At 39.3% G+C, this 19,049-nt stretch carries 14 protein-coding genes; 11 read left to right on the forward strand and 3 right to left on the reverse strand.

Features of this window, described 5'->3' with window-relative positions:
• Positions 1-29: 29 nt before the first annotated feature.
• The 9 genes from AACV33_RS15695 (at position 30) to AACV33_RS15735 (ending at position 9,425) form a co-directional block, all read left to right on the forward strand.
• The gene (locus tag AACV33_RS15695; protein WP_255458473.1) at positions 30-1,715 is read left to right on the forward strand and encodes a hypothetical protein; all 1,686 of its coding nucleotides are present in this window, start codon (positions 30-32) and stop codon (positions 1,713-1,715) included.
• On the forward strand, positions 1,712-2,443 hold the full coding sequence (locus AACV33_RS15700; RefSeq protein ID WP_023603664.1) for a DUF3726 domain-containing protein: 732 nt from the start codon (positions 1,712-1,714) through the stop codon (positions 2,441-2,443). Before AACV33_RS15695 ends, AACV33_RS15700 begins: the two co-directional genes overlap by 4 nt.
• A gap of 157 nt (positions 2,444-2,600) precedes the next feature.
• On the forward strand, positions 2,601-2,765 hold the full coding sequence (locus AACV33_RS15705) for a hypothetical protein (protein ID WP_175365425.1): 165 nt from the start codon (positions 2,601-2,603) through the stop codon (positions 2,763-2,765).
• 255 nt (positions 2,766-3,020) lie between these two features.
• A complete protein-coding gene (locus AACV33_RS15710) occupies positions 3,021-4,049 on the forward strand; it encodes an ABC transporter permease subunit (RefSeq protein WP_023603662.1) in 1,029 nt (342 codons plus the stop codon).
• 11 nt (positions 4,050-4,060) lie between these two features.
• Positions 4,061-5,104, forward strand: coding sequence for an ABC transporter permease subunit (locus tag AACV33_RS15715; RefSeq protein ID WP_182699432.1), 1,044 nt, complete (start codon positions 4,061-4,063; stop codon positions 5,102-5,104).
• A gap of 31 nt (positions 5,105-5,135) precedes the next feature.
• A complete protein-coding gene (locus tag AACV33_RS15720) occupies positions 5,136-6,977 on the forward strand; it encodes an extracellular solute-binding protein (RefSeq protein WP_370527101.1) in 1,842 nt (613 codons plus the stop codon).
• Positions 6,978-6,999: 22 nt separating this feature from the next.
• Positions 7,000-8,010 (forward strand): ABC transporter ATP-binding protein, encoded by a 1,011-nt coding sequence (locus AACV33_RS15725; RefSeq protein WP_182699419.1) that lies wholly within the window; start codon positions 7,000-7,002, stop codon positions 8,008-8,010.
• Positions 8,007-8,975: an ABC transporter ATP-binding protein gene (locus AACV33_RS15730; RefSeq protein WP_182699420.1), complete on the forward strand. Its 969-nt coding sequence runs from the start codon at positions 8,007-8,009 to the stop codon at positions 8,973-8,975. The genes AACV33_RS15725 and AACV33_RS15730 overlap by 4 nt, the downstream gene beginning before the upstream one ends.
• Positions 8,976-9,098: 123 nt before the next feature.
• Positions 9,099-9,425: an MliC family protein gene (locus AACV33_RS15735; RefSeq protein ID WP_017023071.1), complete on the forward strand. Its 327-nt coding sequence runs from the start codon at positions 9,099-9,101 to the stop codon at positions 9,423-9,425.
• Between the two features lie 72 nt (positions 9,426-9,497).
• Here AACV33_RS15735 and AACV33_RS15740 read toward each other — a convergent pair whose 3' ends face one another.
• Complete coding sequence (locus AACV33_RS15740; RefSeq protein WP_012549649.1) at positions 9,498-10,106, reverse strand: YitT family protein; 609 nt, start codon at positions 10,104-10,106, stop codon at positions 9,498-9,500.
• 314 nt (positions 10,107-10,420) lie between these two features.
• Here AACV33_RS15740 and glyA point away from each other — a divergent pair, with 314 nt between their 5' ends.
• Both glyA and AACV33_RS15750 read left to right on the forward strand, forming a co-directional pair.
• Complete coding sequence (gene glyA, locus AACV33_RS15745) at positions 10,421-11,671, forward strand: serine hydroxymethyltransferase (RefSeq protein WP_017023072.1); 1,251 nt, start codon at positions 10,421-10,423, stop codon at positions 11,669-11,671.
• Between the two features lie 286 nt (positions 11,672-11,957).
• Entirely contained in the window at positions 11,958-16,457 is a 4,500-nt protein-coding gene (locus AACV33_RS15750) for an SslE/AcfD family lipoprotein zinc metalloprotease (protein ID WP_182699421.1), read from the forward strand.
• A gap of 82 nt (positions 16,458-16,539) precedes the next feature.
• Here the strand turns inward: AACV33_RS15750 and AACV33_RS15755 are convergent, their stop codons facing one another.
• Together AACV33_RS15755 and AACV33_RS15760 are read right to left on the reverse strand one after the other, a co-directional pair.
• On the reverse strand, positions 16,540-16,866 hold the full coding sequence (locus AACV33_RS15755) for a hypothetical protein (protein ID WP_012549691.1): 327 nt from the start codon (positions 16,864-16,866) through the stop codon (positions 16,540-16,542).
• Between the two features lie 99 nt (positions 16,867-16,965).
• Positions 16,966-18,954, reverse strand: a complete 1,989-nt coding sequence (locus AACV33_RS15760) for a methyl-accepting chemotaxis protein (RefSeq protein ID WP_182699422.1) — start codon at positions 18,952-18,954, stop codon at positions 16,966-16,968.
• Positions 18,955-19,049 lie beyond the last annotated feature (95 nt).

Below are 19,049 nucleotides of genomic sequence, written 5' to 3' on the forward strand. Positions count from 1 at the left end.
ACCTATAATTAGAAATGGTGGTGAGCAACATGGATGCACATCGTTCAACATACGCTGAAACTCATCTGCGTAAACCTGAGATTGTAATGGCACCGGACAGACTGGGTGCAATGCACCAAAATAGAATCAGTTTTGTTCGTAGCTTAATACGTAAAATGGCACAGCAAGAGTGGCAAGTCACTAAGCATGAATGGAAATTATCACCCCAAGGTTTTGGTCATGTTATTTATAAATTAGTGACACCGAATGATACGTATCATTTGGTTGTTTTTTGTGACGAAATTGCAGATGGAGAGCGTAATGATCGTGTTATTGCTGAAAAGTGGGATGTAACGTTTGCTTTGGTTCTTGGAGAGGTAAATGTCGATTTGTTAAGCCAATTAAGAGCCAATGTTCCATTGCAAGAAGCGGGTAGAAACCCAAATAATGTCTTGGTGTTAGCAAGAGCAAATAAAAGTGTTCGAGTGTTTGAACATCTTGTCTCTCATTTATCTAGAGGCGAACAACCCAATCAAAAAGAGCTTGCAGAGGTGGGGTATATTTTAAGAACGACCGCGGTTTATGGTAATGGTAAATTTGGTATTGCAGACTTTAAATTGCTAGAAAACAATGCTGATTTTAATCAGTCTTTTAGCGCTCAAATGTGTGCTGTTTATTTATTACGTCAGTTCAGTTTGGACTGGGTTCATTATTTAGCGACAGAGCAAGGGGGAGTGAATGCCGTTACTCTCGATCGTGAGTTGCAACGCTATCTTGGTGTTGGTAATGCGACAGGGTTAGGGATGGCTCCTTATTTAATTAACCATCCTTGCATTGTTGATCAGTGGATGTTCGCACGAGAAATGGCGTTATCTGCGGTACTTAATGCGCCTGTAATGCGAGAGAGAAAAGAGCCATTACAAACGTTATTGCACAAAGGCGTAAGACATTTACAGCAAGTGATCACGATTAATGAACACCAAGATGCGCTAAATCATCGTGCGGTTTCTGAGCTTAATGAATTGATTGCCGGTTTAGATAACATCGTGGCGAAAAGTTCAACTTGGGAAGATGTCGTTACCCATTCGAATGGTATGAGCTTAGAAGCTCAAGAAATGTTGCTCTCTTGCTTGATGGAAATCTATCCTGAATTAGTTGATAGTTTTGAAGAACAAATGAACTGCAATGAAAATCTATCGTTACCTAGTGGAAAAAAGATTCAAGACTTAATCACGACCGTAGAAGCGTGCTATCAGTGGGCAATTAAAACGGACTTTACTAAACCTGAAAATAATTATTGGTTTTGGTATCGCTCACAAGATAAAGAAGAACCGCGTCTTGGGGTTCGAGGTGAAGAGAAAGGCGAAGACAGAGAATTGCCTCTTGATATTGGCCGTCAAGTGTATCGTCTTTATCACGCATTATTGAAATGTGAGGCATCAATGTCTTTAGCTGAGTTCTTAGTAGAGCATCCTCAATATCGCGCAATAAGCCGCAGAGTATGGACATTAGGACATAAAGCGTTAGGTGATATTCAAATGAATGTACTACATAAGTCGTCTTTACCAATGCATTTATTACGTTGTAAATTAGCCGTCTTTGGTGCAACGAAGTTTGATCCACGATCCGATCGCTGGGTTCGAGTTACTTTTTTTCAAGGCGCGCCTTTGTTAGATGAAGTTCATGATGGGGAATGGTTATTCCCGTTATTGCCAAACGCAGGAGAAGGCCAATGATCGTGTCACACAATGAATTAGTAGCGGTAACTAATAAGGCATTCTTAGGCATGCGCCGAACGTGCGGAGAAGCCGATGTTATTGCCAATATGGTGGCAGATCTGCAAATGGTTGGGTTGAATGGCGTCAGACATTTTAATAATGCGACCAAATTTTTAACGGTTGAGGAGGATTGTCCTGTCGAAATAACCATGACCAAATCAGGTAATTTAGTGGTGGATTTACACGGTTGTAGTGTGGCTTGCCATTTACCTGTGATTGTTGATTACGCGGTTGAAAAAATGGTGAAACGTAAACGCTTAAGCATCACATTAACCAAATGCCATAACCGTTGGCTCGCCTACAGTGAGTTGGTGAAGTTGGCAGCAAAAGGCATCGCTTGTAAAGCCGAGTGGGAAAATGGCACTAGCCCTAAACGGACCTTGTATGTTTTAAATCGAGGGTGTGTATCACCTGAATTGTTTTTGTCAGATGACGTTGAGCTCAACAGTGGAAAATTAAATGACATGACCATTGAATTATCAGTACGAGATTTTGATGTGGTTGCTTTATCTGAAGGGTACAGCATTCATATTAATTCGGCTGAGCTGAATGGATCACAAGAAAATGCATGGAGTCATGGCATTCAGGTTGATGATGCTGATTGGGAAAGTTTGAAAAAAACAGCGACCGCTATTTTAGTAGAAAACAGTGAGCAATCGTTAAAAGGTGCGGGAGAGCTAGCCTGAAACCATACATAGTTAACGATTAAGATGGCAACGCTCATGGTGAAAACGATGGGCGTTTTTTTATACTATTGACTCAGTAGTAAAATGAATGCAAAGTACTTTAAGTACAATGTTGCGTTAAGTCTTAATTAAAGAGCAAAAGGGTATGGTGATTTATATGAATAAATTAGATAAAAACAGCATGGTTTCAGATGAAGAAACCATAAAAACGTTGCCTACTCAATCTGCTCAGTCAAACGATTCGATAAATACATGGGATCAGCTAACGGATGAGCAACAACAAGATATTTTGGCTCACTTAACCGAAGTACCTTTTCAATAATCCTCGGCGTTAACTTCTTTTTCTGATTGTCGATACATTATCGCTTTAACGTTTATGTGGGGCACTTTTATTTTAATAGTGCCAAACACGTTCTCATTCTCCCTTCCATGAGAGTTCTGCAAACTGTTAACTTGATTGCATTCTCACTAGCCTTCATTGTGATTCTCTATTTATTGAGCTAACTTAATAAAACTATTATAAAAAATAATGATAAGCAGCGGAGTCTGCGCCTTGGACATGGAGTACTAGTCACGGATGATATCTTATTTATTTAGACGGCTTTTATTGGTTGTCCCTACTTTCATCGGTATTACCTTACTCATTTTTGCGCTAACCCGATTTGTGCCTGGTGGACCAGTAGAAAGAATGCTGCTGAGTTTACAAATGCAAGGGAGTTCTGAAACTGGGGGAACCAGCAGCGTTACTGATGGAAATAATGCATTATCTGAAGAGCAAATCGCAGAACTTAACGCCTTTTATGGATTAGATAAGCCCGTGTTTGAAGCTTATTATGATTGGTTAACAAAATTGGTTGTTCTTGATCTCGGTGAATCCACCCGCTATTACGAACCCGTATGGGACATGATCTCTGAACGATTACCCGTGTCTTTATTTTATGGAGGAATGACCTTTTTACTCAGTTACCTTATTTCAATTCCTCTGGGTTACTTTAAAGCCTTAAAGCACGGTTCCATCCTCGATTCTATGTCCTCTGTTGCTATTTTTGTTGGCTTCGCTTTGCCCGGTTATGTCATTGGCGTTTTCTTAATTAGTTTATTTAGTTATCAAATGGAGTGGTTCCCGATGGGGGGATTTGTCAGTGATGATTTTGATGACTACGGTGCGATAGAACAAATAAAAGACATTATGTGGCATGCGGTTTTGCCTCTATTTTGTTATCTGATTGGTGATTTTGCATTGCTTACAATGACGATGAAAAACAATTTGATGGAAAATTTGGCGGCCGATTATGTAAGAACAGCCATTGCAAAAGGGTTGCCATTTAAAACGGCCGTACGTAAACACGCATTAAGAAACAGTCTAATTCCGGTCGCGAGTCATTTTGGTAATTCGTTGATGTTTTTTATGACGGGATCATTTTTGATTGAGGTGATATTTAATATTGATGGTATTGGGTTGCTGGGTTATGAAGCGATCATGGAGCGAGATTACCCGGTTGTGATGGGGTTGTTCGCTATTAACGCAATGATGCTGATGATAGGGAATATTTTATCTGATGTGTGTGTGGCGGTGGTTGATCCTCGCGTTAAGTTTGGAGCCTAACTATGTCGTCTATCTTAAAAGTAAGTCCATTAACGCAGAAAAAAATACAGCGCTTTAAAGCGATAAAACGCAGTTATTGGTCTTTCATTATTCTGCTCTTATTGCTCGTATTGTCGATCTTTGCTGAAGTTTTTGTAAACAGTCGAGCTTTACTGGTGAGTTACCAAGGTGAGTGGCACTTTCCAACGTACGGTGATGTTAAATCAGGCGAAATGTTTGGATTAGATTATGTCCATGAAACGAATTACCGAGACTTAAAAACTGAATTTAAAGAACAAGATAATGGTGATTTTGTTGTTATGCCGATTGTGCCTTGGAATCCTTATGAACAAGATTTCTCAGGGGATTTTCCGCCTACCGCGCCTAGTGTTGAAACACAGCATTATTTGGGTACCGATACCATTGGGCGAGATATTGTATCGCGGTTGGTTTATGGCTTTAGGATTGCGATAGGCTTTGCGCTTATTACTCTAGTCATTTCATATGCGATAGGTGTATCGGTTGGCTGTGCAATGGGGTTCTTTGGGGGCAAGTTTGATCTGTTTTTTCAGCGCTTTATTGAAATATGGTCAATGGTGCCTTTTTTATACGTCATCATGATCCTTGTTTCCATAATGAAACCTAGCTTCATGCTATTCACACTAATTAATGTCATGTTTGGGTGGATGGGGATGACATGGTACATGCGAACAATGACCTATAAAGAGAAATCTCGTGAGTACGTTATGGCTGCGAAAGCGTTAGGGGCTTCAAATTCACGAATTTTATTTCATCACATTTTACCCAATACGATGGTGATTATAGTGACATTAGCACCATTTACGATTGTGGCTAATATTACCGCGTTAACCGCTTTGGATTATTTAGGATTAGGGCTTATGCCACCCACTCCAAGTTGGGGGGAATTATTACAGCAAGGTAAATCCAATTTAGATTCTCCTTGGATAGCAAGTTCGGTCGTGACTGCTATTGTTACAGTATTGATTATGGTGACTTTTATTGGTGAGGGAATACGAGAAGCTTTTGACCCTAAAAAACACACGCGTTATGTGTAAGCCAAAAAGAATAAATAATAGGAAGGAATCTATGACAATAAAAAATAAAATGACGTTATTTTCGGCATCTGCAGCGTTATTTAGCGTCGGACTTTTTTCTGCTGAATTACCGACAAATTTAGAATGGAAAACGAATGATTTAGCGCCGACGTTTGCTTCACCAGAGGCCGTGTTTGGTGGCACTTATCGTACGTATTCGTTGAGTTTTCCGCAGACATTTCGCTCGGTTGGTCCCGATTCAAATGGTGCTTTTCGTTCTTGGATTGTAGAGGCCAATTTACCGCCGTTAATTCAACACCCAAATACGGGTGAGTGGCTGCCTGGCTTGGCGACATCGTGGGCGTTTGGTGACGATAATAAAACGATGTATTTCAAATTAAATCCAAAAGCAATATGGAGTGATGGAAAGCCGGTAACCGCGGATGATTACCAATTCATGCTGACGTTAATGCGCTCAAAAGACATTGTCGCGCCGTGGTATAACGATTTTTTTACCAATGAAATCGCCGATGTTATTTCTTATGACGCTCATACTATTGGGGTTGTTTCAGCCAAAGAACGTAATCGTGATGAGTTGATTCAATATACTAATTTAATGCCCCGTCCTGCGCATTTCTATGGCAAGCCAAAACTCGATGAAAACAACGATGGTATTGACGATAAATTTGTTCGTAAATATAACTTTAAACCAGAACCGGTTACAGGACCTTATTACATCGATAAAATCAAAAAAGGAAAAAATATTGTTTTTAAACATGTGGGTGAAGATTGGTGGGGCTACGAAAATAAATACAACCAGAATCGCTACAACGTAGAGAAAATCAATATCAAAGTGATCCGTGATGATGACATCGCATTAAAGCATTTTGAAAAAGGAAATTTAGATTCTTTTACGTTACTTCGTCCCGATTTATGGCATGAGAAATCGAACGGTAAAAACTATCAAAATGGGTATATTCAGAAGGCTTGGGTATATAACCAAGCCCCTGTTGGTGCGGGTGGGTTATGGCTAAACACAGCAAAACCGATGCTGAATGACATGAACATTCGTAAAGGCATTATGTATGCCACCGATTTTGACATGATGATCGCCAAAGTGTTGAGAGGGGACTATTCACGTAAACCCAATGGGATGGGATTTGGTCATATTGGCTACGATAATACCACCATCAATGCACCTACATTTGATGCGAAAAAAGCCATCGAATATTTTGAGAAAGCCGGATTTGAAAAAATAGGCCCTGATGGCATTCGAATAAACGCCAAGGGTGAACGACTCAGTTTCGCCATCACGTATTCCGCTCAAGCTCATACTCCTCGAATTGCGGTATTACGTGAACAAGCCAAGCTTGCTGGAGTCGATTTTGAGTTAAACCTGATCGATGGTTCAAGCATGTTTAAATACGTACTTGAGAAGAAGCACGACATTTCTTTTCATAATATGGGAACCAGTGAGATCCCTGCGTATTGGGAATATTTTCATTCAGACAATGCAAATAAACCGCAAACCAATCATTTTACTAATTTTACGTCACCTGAACTGGATACCTTAATCGATTCATTTAAAAACGAATTTGATATTGATAAAAAACAGGCATTGTCTCGCGAAATTCAACAAGCGATTGCAGATGCTAATGTTATTGTTCCCGGTTATATGGTGCCTTACGCTCGTTCTGGTTATTGGCGTTGGATGAAGTTACCCGAAAAAATGGTAACCAAACAAACGGGTTATTTATTCCATGGTTGGGGTTTTTCTCAAACCTTCAGTACGTTCTGGATTGATGCATCGATAAAAAAGGAAACCAAAGCGGCGATGAAATCAGGTAAGGCATTTGAGCCCGTTATTATTATTGATGAAACCTATAAATTATAACTATAAAATAGTGAAGATGCGCATGGATAGACAAATCATATTGTCAGTGGAAAATGTGATCACTGAATTTGAAACCGATGAAGGGATCATTCGAGTACTTGATGGTGTCAGTTTTGATGTCCCTAAAGGGAAAACCATTGGCATTGTTGGGGAATCAGGTTGTGGAAAAAGCGTAACAGCATTGTCTATTATGGGCTTATTGCCTAAGCCTTACGGCAATGTCGTATCTGGACAGATTTTATATGGTAATACAAATTTAGTTCAACTTAGTCCAAGTCAATTATATGAAATGCGTGGCAATCACATTTCGATGATTTTTCAAGATCCAATGACGGCACTAAACCCGGTACATACGATTGGGAAACAACTCAATGAAGTGTTGGAATTGCATCGCTCTGATTTAAACAAAAAACAGCGTTTAGCGTATTCTATCGAAATGCTTGAAAAAGTAGGTATGCCATCTCCTGAATCTCGCTTACATGAATACCCTCATAGTTTATCAGGGGGGATGAGGCAGCGAGTGATGATCGCAATCGCATTAGCGTGTGAGCCAGATATATTGATTTGTGATGAGCCAACGACGGCACTTGATGTCACGATTCAAGCGCAAATTTTAACGTTGATGAAAAAACTGCAAGACGAGACGGGGATGTCGATCATTTTTATTACTCATGATCTTGGTGTTGTGGCTGAAATCTGTGACGAAGTGGTGGTGATGTACGCTGGTCGAGTGGCTGAGCAAGCTGACATTTTTGAGTTATTTGATAATCCTCTGCATCCTTATACTCAAGGATTAATGTCCTCAATGCCAAGCTTAAGTTTACAACCTAAAGCAGAGCTTGAAACCATTCAGGGTACCGTACCATCATTAAATGAAATGCCTCAAGGGTGCCGCTTCTCTACTCGTTGTAAATTCAAACAAGACGAATGTGATTTGGTGGTACCTGAATTGACTCAGATTTCACCGTTGCATAATGTGAGCTGTCACTTTTCTGGTCAGTTGATTGAGAATAAATCAGAGGGGACACTATGACGGAGTTATTAAGAATTGAGGGATTAAAACAACATTTCATTTCAGGTAAAGGTGTATTTAATAAAGGATACATTGTACATGCTGTGGATGGCGTATCTCTGAGTGTTAATGAAGGTGAGACGTTAGGATTAGTTGGGGAGTCTGGATGTGGAAAAAGCACACTAGGGCGCAGTTTGCTGAAGTTGTTTGAACCAACGGCTGGTAACATTTTTTTTGAAGGAGAAGACATTACTGATCTTGGAAGTAAAGCAATGCGATCTCTGCGTCAAGACATGCAGATTATCTTTCAAGATCCTACAGAATCGTTAAACCCAAGGCATACTATTGAAATGATTTTAGAAGAACCTTTCATTATTCACGGTATAGGGACAGCGAAAGAGCGCAAAGAGTGGGTAAAGGATCTGTTAGTTAAAGTGGGATTATCACCCAGTGCGATTACTCGTTATCCACATGAGTTTTCTGGGGGACAAAAACAACGAATTGGTATTGCGAGAGCCATTGCTTTAAAACCAAAATTGATAGTGTGTGATGAGTCGGTATCGGCATTGGATGTATCAGTACAAGCGCAAATCATTAATCTGTTATTAGATCTTCAAAAGGAGATGAATTTAGCCCTTATATTTATTGCTCATGATCTTTCTGTAGTGAAACATATTTCAGATAAAGTGGCGGTTATGTATTTAGGGAAGATTGTTGAGTACGGCAATTCAGAGGATTTATATCATTCACCTAAACATCCTTATACAGAAGCGTTATTGTCTGCGATTCCGGTTGCTCATCCTCGACTTAGAGGAAAAAAAAGAATCATACTAAAAGGCGATGTACCCTCGCCAATTAACCCGCCTAAAGGGTGCCGTTTTTCGACTCGATGCCCAAAAGCTGAAAAAAGATGCGTTGAGATAGAACCACAAAGACAGTGTATTGATAGTGCTGAGCATGATGTTGCTTGTCACCTATATGAATAACAGATATCAGGGGGGAGTAGTGGCTGTTATTTAACGGATGAGTTGAATAAATATCTATTTTGAACCCTCTTTTTTGAGTTCATTTATTCTATAATCAGTAAAAATAAAACGATTGAGGAAGGTATGAAAAAATTATTCGCTTTGGCTGCTGTGATGACGCTTGCTGGTTGTTCGACGACGATGCCAGATATGGGAACGGCACAACCCGTGCACTATACGTGCGAAGCAGGACGTAATTTTCAAATAACATTTAATGAGGATAAAGCGTTGCTGCAATTACCAAAAGAAGATTATGCATTAAAAAGAGCAGTATCAGCATCAGGGATGAAATACATTTCAGATGATGGAATGCCTGATGTGAGTAAGACGATTGTCTTTCATGGGAAGGGGGATTCTGCAATTCTTGAGTTAGGTCGCGTTGTTCTTAAAGAGTGCACCGTAATACAGTAATTGTTGGATCTGAAAATGGCCACGTAGTTGACATTACATGGCCATTTCATGTCACTTTTGTTTATGAGGAAACTACGACCCGTAAGTCACAATATAACGATTTGGTTTGTGATTCATTGCAAGCACAATGTTTAATACGATAGCACCAAGAACGGAAATCAGTAATAACGAAGGCGTAATAAAGAAGAAAGAGGCGCTTAAAATGCAGAAATCAATTGCCATTTGAACCTTGCCCACTGAAATGCCAAATTTCTCTTGAATGAATAAACATAAGACATTAAAGCCACCAAGACTTGAACGGTGTCTAAATAATATCAGCATACCTAACCCCATCAATAAACCGCCAGCAACTGCACAATAAATATCATTAATATGGTCAACTGAAATCATCATATTTAGATGATCGGTCATGATAGAAACGAGTGCACCTGAAATTAAGCTTGTTAGTGCAAACTTCTTACCGAATCGATTCCAAGCTAGCGCATAAAAAGGGAGGTTACATACAAAGTATAAAACCCCAAAACTGATGTCTGTCATTTGGCTTAACAGCAATGCTAAGCCTGTCGTTCCGCCTGTTAATAAATTAGCGGCTTGCAAAAAGAAGATCCCTTGAGAGACTAAAAATGTCCCTGTTAAAATCGCAATGACATCTTCTTTGTGAGTGTGTTTGATTTTTTCCATAATATCGATACCAACAAAATAATGCAGGCTAGCATAGGGTGAGATGGATTTTATGCAATCTGTTGGCTACAAATATCCGGCGTAGTTTGTAGTTAACCCTTTACACAGTGTAAAGCTAAAAATTGACACTTAATGAATATCTTTCATGTTGATAATGAGTAATCCCCAACAAAAATAACAAAGAAAAGTACAATTGAGGCTATCTGATCCAGATCAAATTATGTAGAATAACGACCAGTTAAGGCTAGTGACGTAATCGTTTGCGTCATTGGGCTATTTTTGGGTTTTATATTTATCTGAGTCAGGAGATACAGATGCTTAAGCGTGATATGAACATTGCAGATTACGATGCAGACTTGTTTGCAGCAATCCAGGAAGAGACGGTACGTCAAGAAGAGCATATCGAGCTGATTGCTTCTGAAAACTACACTAGCCCACGAGTGATGGAAGCTCAAGGTTCACAACTAACAAACAAGTATGCTGAAGGTTACCCTGGTAAGCGTTACTACGGTGGCTGTGAGTTCGTTGATAAAGTGGAAACACTGGCTATCAACCGTGCATGTGAATTGTTTGGCGCAGAGTACGCAAACGTACAACCGCATTCAGGTTCTCAAGCGAACAATGCCGTTTACATGGCACTACTAAACGCTGGCGATACCGTGTTAGGTATGAGCCTTGCTCACGGTGGTCACTTAACTCACGGTTCTCCAGTAAACTTCTCTGGTAAGCTTTACAACATCATTCCTTACGGTATTGATGAAGCGGGTCAAATTGACTACGAAGAAATGGAAGCGCTAGCAATAGAACATAAACCTAAGATGATCATCGGTGGTTTCTCTGCTTACTCTCAAGTATGTGATTGGGCGCGTATGCGTGAAATCGCAGACAAAGTTGGTGCTTACTTCTTCGTAGATATGGCTCACGTAGCGGGTCTTATTGCTGCTGGTGTTTATCCTAACCCAGTACCACACGCTCACGTAGTAACAACAACAACGCATAAAACATTGGCTGGTCCTCGTGGTGGTCTTATTCTTTCTAACGAAGGCGAAGATCTTTACAAGAAACTGAACTCAGCAGTATTCCCTGGTGGTCAAGGTGGCCCTCTAATGCACGTTATCGCTGGTAAAGCGGTGGCATTTAAAGAAGCACTAGAACCAGAATTTAAAGAATACCAAGTTCGTGTTGTTGCTAATGCAAAAGCAATGGTTGCAGAGTTTCTTGCTCGTGGTTACAACATCGTTTCAGGCTCTACTGAAAACCACCTGTTCTTGGTTGATTTAATCGACAAAGACATCACTGGTAAAGAAGCCGATGCGGCTCTGGGTTCAGCTAACATTACCGTTAACAAAAACTCAGTACCAAACGATCCACGTAGCCCATTTGTTACTTCTGGTATCCGTGTTGGTTCTCCTTCAATTACTCGTCGTGGTTTCTCTGAAGAAGACGCGAAGAACCTTGCTGGCTGGATGTGTGACATTCTAGACAACATGGGTGATGAGTCTGTTATCGAAGCAACAAAAGCGAAAGTATTAGAAATTTGTAAGCGTCTACCTGTATACGCTTAATTTTTAATTCAGTTTTAAAAATTGAAAAGGTCAGCCTGTTATAGGTTGGCCTTTTTTATTGCCTAAAATTTAATGAACTGTTGAGGGTTGTATTTCTTTATGTGATTAATGTTCATATGGGAGAAGATAACTACATAACATTCAGTAATTCAATGTAAATATAATTCACATTCATGATTTTGATTCTATTTCTGTATTATTTATAAGATTGAGTGAAAATAAATGTGATATGTTTCGGCCTTAGTGAACTGGACGATTAGTTTCGGCACTTTTAAAAGGTTGAGTCATGAGTAAAAAATTATTATTAGCGTCGTTAATATCGATGCTGCTTGCTGGGTGTAATGACGAGAATATAGATACATCAGGACCGATTCCTGATGTAGGAACTGGCGGTGGTTCGGTGACACCTCCAAAGCCTAATCCTGAACCAACGCCAGAACCGATACCGCCAACGGATATTATTCCTCCGGTGACATACGTTGGTACCTTGATGGCTTCGGGTAAAACCGTTTCCGGTGAAGTCAGCTGTAACGGCGTAGTTTTAGATAAAAATACAAGTACATTTACCGTTAAACAAGGGAATGAATTTAACTGTTCTTTTGGTGCGGTAGAGTTAGGTCGTTTTAAAGCTTCTTTTCCTAAGGTTAAATCAATCGATTTGGTTAATACAATCGTGCCTGCTTCTTTTGATCTTCAAGACAGTAAAGGGGTTAACGTAACGAAAATTCTACAATCCATTTCCACATGTGAGCATCAAGATCGCATTTGTTTAGATGACTTTGATTCTATTGATATTCAAGAGATCTATTCAGATTTGGGCAATAATGACTCTGTAAATGCATTTTTGGAGTCAAAAGAAGAAGAAGCCACTGATGACGTCGGTAAAGCACCTAGTTCTCATGTTGATGCTGAAATAGCGCCAGTTGTCACACCTGGTACAAGTAATGACCTCAATAGTGGGTTTGTATCAGCCAGCGCAGAAGACAGTTACGCTTATAAACCAAGTTCAGCAGCACAGGTGTTAACTAAAAGTAAATTAACAGATGATAATGGTACACCATTAGCTGGGGTTAATTTCTTTTCTACTAATGCTATTGGGATCACGGATGACAATGGTGAATTTGAATACCTGTGGGGTGACAAACTTACCTTTAGTATTGATACTTTTGAATTTGGTAGTGTAACCGGCAACCAAATTAACTATAAAATTACAGATGTCAGCGATAATGAAATTGTAAAATCAAATATTCAGTCATTAATCACTCGATATGCAGAAAATAGTAATAATACACTGCTTATATCAAATCGAGCACAAGAGGTTTTCTCTCTTTATCCTAACGTAATCAATGAATTAATTAATCTGAATTTACCTAGCGGTGGAATGATTGAAGGCACACAGTTCTCGATTCCGAATGAATTTGATGCACAATTTGAACATGGTTTAACTGCCGCTATTGATGCAGAGTTACAACCGCAAGGGTCATCATTTTATTTTTCAGATTATCCACATGTATTTGCTGTAGATAGTGGTACCTATGTTACCGACTCTCTCACTGCAATATTCAAGGGGGTTGGCAGTTTCCATGTATTTAATGACAACGGCAGTTTCTATGGTGCGACAGGTTACACTCGAGGAATGCGCGCATTAAATTTATCTAATCGAGCATTTCCAATAATGATGCCTCGTGCTGATATTAATAAAGACATCCCATTTGGTCAGCAGCAAGCATGGACTCGTGAAGGTCGTCCTTATATTGCGGAATACCCAGGAATAGATAAGATGCCAGCTATCCCTGTTGTATCGAAAGATAATGCAACGTTCGGTTTCCCATTCGTTACCGCCGGTGAAATTGGTGCGGGTAAAGTGGTATTTATGGGGAATAGCATGTACCCGAGTATCATTTCGTGCCCTGATAACTATTGGGCTAATGGTGCTTTACGTATTGATAGTGTCAAAAAATCATGTACATCGTCATTTGATCTAGCAAATGATCCTCGTAATGATAACGGCAGTATGAAGACCTTTTTCTCTAATTTATTTACATGGTTAAATAATGATAAGACAATCAATGGCATCAATGTTGCTTCCAATATAGACGTTGCTACAGCTTTACGTTCTGGTACTTCTCATGGAACTGCATATGATTTCTTTGTTAATCCATCTTTTGGCTTTTCTTCTGTTGAAATGTTAACTAAAGATGGTTTTTCAGGGCATTTATCGGCATCAGAAACACCGTTGTTAATTCTTCAAGCTTATCCTCCGAAGCCCCAAGGTGATGGCATGAGTCATCGTTTTATTGCTGATTTAGAGAATCCAAACCTGAGTCAAGATGATATTACCGCTTTAATTACGTACATTAATGATGGTGGTAGCGTTCTATTTATGGACGCTATCGATAGAATCACTAACCCTGAACCTATTGGGCGTTTAGCTGACTCTGCAGGTGTATCATTAGGTGGAAGTAACGTAACGCCCACATCGCAAGCATTTTGTGGCTCGTCATATTATTGTCAAGTACCATCCCCAAATCTTCATGTAAAGAGTCAGTATGAAATGGTGGTTCTTGAACGTTTCCAAGATGTGGACGGAAAGCAACCTTATACAGTTACTCAGGATGGTTCGGTCGAGTGGATCAAAGATGAAACTAAGATCAAATTTGAAATCCCAACCTATGAAATGATCAAACGTGATGATAAAGGTCAGCCAGTATTAGATAAAAATGGTGTTCCAGTAATGGAAACCAAATTTGCTCGTATTTTTGTTAAAAATGAAGAAGAAAGAGCGGCTGCAATCTCTGAATTACAAACAGCGTTTAAAGGCACTCCTTTATGCTCTAATGGTTATGAATATGAGTTTAACTGCATAGAAACTCGTCAAGGTGATGGTATAGAAGTTCGTGGGTCGTACGGACGTGCAGATTTTGATCGCTATCAAATGAGTCAAGACGTTGTAGAAAGTATGGTTAAAGCGGCAAACCTTGGTGATAACTTTAATGCACTAATGGAGCATGAGCTTTATTACCGCACCAAAGGTAAGCAAGGCATTCGTTTATCTTCCGTCGAGTTAAATCAAACTTACGATAATCTTTCTATTTGGATGTGGAATGACAACGCTTATGCTTATGATTCAAACGTTCAAGATGAACTCGGCTTTAAAACTGCGGTAGGTTTTCTTAATTGCTACACGAATAATGCGCATGGCAATGGATTAACGTGTCCTGATGATTTAGCGACTAAGTTAATTAAAAATGGAATGATTTATGGTGAAGGTGAACTTGTTGGGCAAATGAATCCAAGTTACCCACTAAACTACATGGAAAAACCACTAACTCGTATTATGTTAGGTCGTTCTTTCTGGGATCATGAAATCACGGTTGATACGACTAAGTACCCAGGTAGAACCGTCGCTTCAACGATCACAGAGACCGTAAATATCGAGACGGCAGGTAAAGCGGTCAGTTATTCTGCAGGAAATAATCAATCTACGGGGTTATGGGCGCCCCAACTTAGCGATATCACTATTAATGGCGGGGTTTCGGCAACGATCACCGTCATGATGGCGGATGATCTAACGGGTAAACCTCAGCATGAAACCAGTCTAAATCGTCCACCAAGAATGCAAACTAGTTATGCTTATGATGGAACATTACTGACCTTTAAAGTGCCTTATGGTGGTCTAATTTATGTTAAGCCAACTGAGGTTCTGAGTGGAGGTTCAACGATTGCATCGTTTAATCTTATTGGTGTTGAAAAAGCAGCGTGGTGGAAAAAGGATCCTGATAGCGCAAAAGGTGAGTGGATAAATGCCCCTGAGTCATCAACGGCTCCAATTGCTGAAATAGATACGGGCTCATTTATTTATACGACTGCTCTTAATAACGTTAAGACAGCTGATCTTAATGAGTTTAGTTATAATATGAACCGCTTTGCTAATGCAGCAAGTGATTTTTATGGGCGTGATGAAGTGAGTGAAGGTGGCCAACATCGTCGCTTTACTTACCCTGCATTAAAAGAGTTCCGCCATCGTTTTGTTAATGATGTGCAAATTTCTATTGGTGCAGCGCACTCAGGTTATCCTGTAATGAGCAGTTCATTTAACGTAGACGCAACGAAGCCACCAACGAATGCAATTGATGATTGGTTGGTATGGCATGAAGTTGGTCATAACCTAGCTTCTGCACCATTTTCTGTTCCTGGCAGTACTGAAGTGACGAATAATATTCTAGCGTTATATATGCAAGAATTAGACGGTCGTAATGACAAGCCTGAAATGGATCGAATTAGAACGAGTATTCAAAAAGCGCCTATTTGGTTAAGTTCTAATGATGGTCACGCATGGAGTCAAGGCGATGCTGGACTTCGTTTAGTTATGTTTGGTCAGTTGAAAATTTGGGCAGAAAGCCATTTTAAAATTGATGATTGGTATGTTGATGGTGATGTTCAACCGACGATTTACAATCAAGATCAAGGTTGGAATATGGTTAAATTAATGCACAGAAAAGCTCGAGGTGATCAACAAGGTGATAATGGCGTAAATTATTGTAGTTCTAGTGATACTGGATTAAACGCGGGTGATTTAATGATGGTATGCAGCTCTTACGTATCAGGTTATGATTTAAGAGATTTTTTCATGACATGGAATGTGGGTGAAACTTCAGTAACTAATGCTGATGGAACTAAAGTATATTCTGGCGGGATCAGTGATGCAGGATTCAATGCATTAACGAGATTACGTTTAGATAAACCTGAGATAGATCCGTTAACGATTAATGCTTTGCCTAATTAATAGTTAGCCAATTGTGTGATTAAAAAAGCCCCGAACGATTATCGTTTGAGGGCTTTTTACTATCTGTTATCTAAGCTGAAAATTACTTATTAATATTAATCAACGCGCCAGACTTACATTGGAAAGTATAGTAACGGCTTGTTTCATTAAATTTGCCTAGACCTTCACCTGTACAATAGTCAACATTGATATCTCTCATGACATCTAATGTTTTTTCTGTGTTCAGTTGGAATTTAGAACCATCGCTACAGATGATACGAACGCGACCATCATCACTTACTGAATAGACTTTCACTTCTGTATTACATAGCTCAAAAGACGCATCTTGGTAATTGTCTTGTTGTTTTGGCGCGCTGCTACAACCGGCTAAAACAAGTGCAAAAGCACACGCTAGACTGATTTTTTTCATGTTGACTATTCCTTAAGCAAAATTATGTCTTCAATATATCTTGTTAATAAAATGAATGCGAGTTTCTAACTTATAAAACGAGAATTCGTACCATGATTTTTAGACGGTTATGGTATTAATTTGAGTGATTAATTCACTCATTTTCGTTTCAAGTTGCTTCATTTCATGTTCAAGATGATGAACTAATTCATTCGTACTGCTAGCGAGAGAGGCCAATTCATCAATATCAGAATTAACCGCATTTGCTGTTTCTGATTGCTCTAATGTAGCCGCTGAAATACTGGTGTTAAAATTATCTATTTCAGAAACCGAATGATTAAGTGACTCTATGTATTGAGCTGAATCCGTGACACTTTCCTGAGTTGTTTCACTCAATAACTTACTTTCTTCCATTAATAAAAAGGATTGTTTTGCATTAACCCCAATACCATCAAGTAGTTGACGAATGTCATGAGTGGCTTCTTGGCTACGTTGAGCGAGTTTTCTTACTTCATCCGCAACAACCGCAAATCCTCGTCCTTGTTCTCCGGCACGGGCCGCTTCAATTGCCGCATTAAGGGCCAGTAAATTGGTTTGGTCAGAGACCGCTGTAATCGTATCTAATATTTCAGACACATTGAGTGTCTGTTTTTCTAAATGTTCAACGTGTTGGTGAGTATTAATAATACTGCTATGCAGTTCGTTAACCGTCTCTGTTGTGGCTAGAGTTTGGTTTTTACATTCTGTTGCGTTCGCGGTTGCTTGTGTTGTTGTTTCATGAGCGCTGTTGGTAACCCCTGCAATTTCAGAGCTTGTTTGTGCCATTTCAGTCATAGCTGTCGCGATACTGTCACAATGAGTCAGCGTTGTTTGACTTGATTGCGTCGCTTGTTTCAAGTGTTCACTTAGTAAGTTTAGTTCATTTTGTGTTTGAGAGGCGACGTTATGCGCTGAACGTAGTGGGAGTGCTATATTTTCAAGTAATGAATTAATATCTCTTGCGATAGCATCGAACTCATTCTCATTGTTGTTTTCCAATGTGAGTGTTAAGTTTTTACTGGCAGATATTTCATTAATACGAAGGCTAAACGAAGTCATTCGGCTATTGATTGATTTCGCGGTAAAAAGACTAATGAAAATAATAGGTAATATGAGGAACAGAGCAACCGCTATGTAGCCGTTTCGAATGAATGCTGATTGTGACATTTCTTTTGTTGCAGCGATATTAAGACTTTTTGATAGATTATCCGTGATCGTTTTGATAAGGCCAATACGTTGAGTGGCCATTGGAAACCAAACATTTGCGCTTGGTCCTTGTAATGTTGCCAATGTATTTTTTTGAGACAGATAAATCGACTGCGTATCCGTTACTTTTTTCCAGGTATTAGAAGACATCGCGTTGTTTAACTGTTGCACAAAGTCAGCAGAAAGAATCGATTTAGCTTGGCGAATAGAAAAATATTCAGTTGAAAGGTAACTGCTAATGTCAGCATATTTATCAAGGCTTGATGTCTTACCTGCAAATGCACCATTTAAAGCCCCTCTCACTTTTCCTGCTTCTTCTTTGACTTGTAATAATGCGGATAACCCTTGCATTTCGCTGCGTAATATTGGCGAATTTATTTTTGATACAATAATAGAGATAGAATCAAGAGAGAGTTGATTAAGTGTTGAATAATAAACAAATGGAGAGAGCGTAATTGAAAAGTTATCGACTTGAGAGCGAATGCTATTTTTATTATTTAATTGCTGGGTTACCTCAAAGAGTAAAGATGAAACAATCGTTTTTTCTAAAAAATCAGGAGTGAAGTTACGTAATGCCTGTTCAGCGGAGTCTGATTTTTTTCTTTGTTCAATGAGCTTACTATTACCTGATTTCCCTTGGGAGGCGAGATACCCTGCGGTTATTCCTCGTTCAACGGCAAAGTTATGGGCGACATTATCCAGTAAGTTAAATAAAGAAACGGCTTCTAACGAGTAATTAGCGTCATGAACTTTTTGGTTTTCTTGAGTGAGTAGTTGAGTTAAAAATAGAGTAATGATTAAGGTTGGTAAGAGTGATATGAGCAATAAGCGAGTTTTTATACTTTTTAGAATAGATAACTTCATCGAGTAACCTTTTAATTATTATGGGTATGCCGACATATCGGCAACAAGTTGGAAACCTTTAGTAAAGAATAAGTAAAAACCTTGTATTAGTTACG

It is taken from the genome of Aliivibrio sp. SR45-2, from assembly GCF_963890165.1.
GTDB classification, from domain to species: domain Bacteria; phylum Pseudomonadota; class Gammaproteobacteria; order Enterobacterales; family Vibrionaceae; genus Aliivibrio; species Aliivibrio salmonicida.

Excerpts from the sequence above, each read along its gene's own strand:
- AACV33_RS15695 (WP_255458473.1), top strand. The coding sequence starts at position 30 with ATGGATGCACATCGTTCAACATACGCTGAAACTCATCTGCGTAAACCT.
- AACV33_RS15700 (WP_023603664.1), top strand. The coding sequence starts at position 1,712 with ATGATCGTGTCACACAATGAATTAGTAGCGGTAACTAATAAGGCATTC.
- AACV33_RS15705 (WP_175365425.1), top strand. The coding sequence starts at position 2,601 with ATGAATAAATTAGATAAAAACAGCATGGTTTCAGATGAAGAAACCATA.
- AACV33_RS15710 (WP_023603662.1), top strand. The coding sequence starts at position 3,021 with ATGATATCTTATTTATTTAGACGGCTTTTATTGGTTGTCCCTACTTTC.
- AACV33_RS15720 (WP_370527101.1), top strand. The coding sequence starts at position 5,136 with ATGACAATAAAAAATAAAATGACGTTATTTTCGGCATCTGCAGCGTTA.
- AACV33_RS15725 (WP_182699419.1), top strand. The coding sequence starts at position 7,000 with ATGGATAGACAAATCATATTGTCAGTGGAAAATGTGATCACTGAATTT.
- AACV33_RS15730 (WP_182699420.1), top strand. The coding sequence starts at position 8,007 with ATGACGGAGTTATTAAGAATTGAGGGATTAAAACAACATTTCATTTCA.
- AACV33_RS15735 (WP_017023071.1), top strand. The coding sequence starts at position 9,099 with ATGAAAAAATTATTCGCTTTGGCTGCTGTGATGACGCTTGCTGGTTGT.
- AACV33_RS15740 (WP_012549649.1), bottom strand. The coding sequence starts at position 10,106 with ATGGAAAAAATCAAACACACTCACAAAGAAGATGTCATTGCGATTTTA.
- glyA (WP_017023072.1), top strand. The coding sequence starts at position 10,421 with ATGCTTAAGCGTGATATGAACATTGCAGATTACGATGCAGACTTGTTT.
- AACV33_RS15750 (WP_182699421.1), top strand. The coding sequence starts at position 11,958 with ATGAGTAAAAAATTATTATTAGCGTCGTTAATATCGATGCTGCTTGCT.
- AACV33_RS15755 (WP_012549691.1), bottom strand. The coding sequence starts at position 16,866 with ATGAAAAAAATCAGTCTAGCGTGTGCTTTTGCACTTGTTTTAGCCGGT.
- AACV33_RS15760 (WP_182699422.1), bottom strand. The coding sequence starts at position 18,954 with ATGAAGTTATCTATTCTAAAAAGTATAAAAACTCGCTTATTGCTCATA.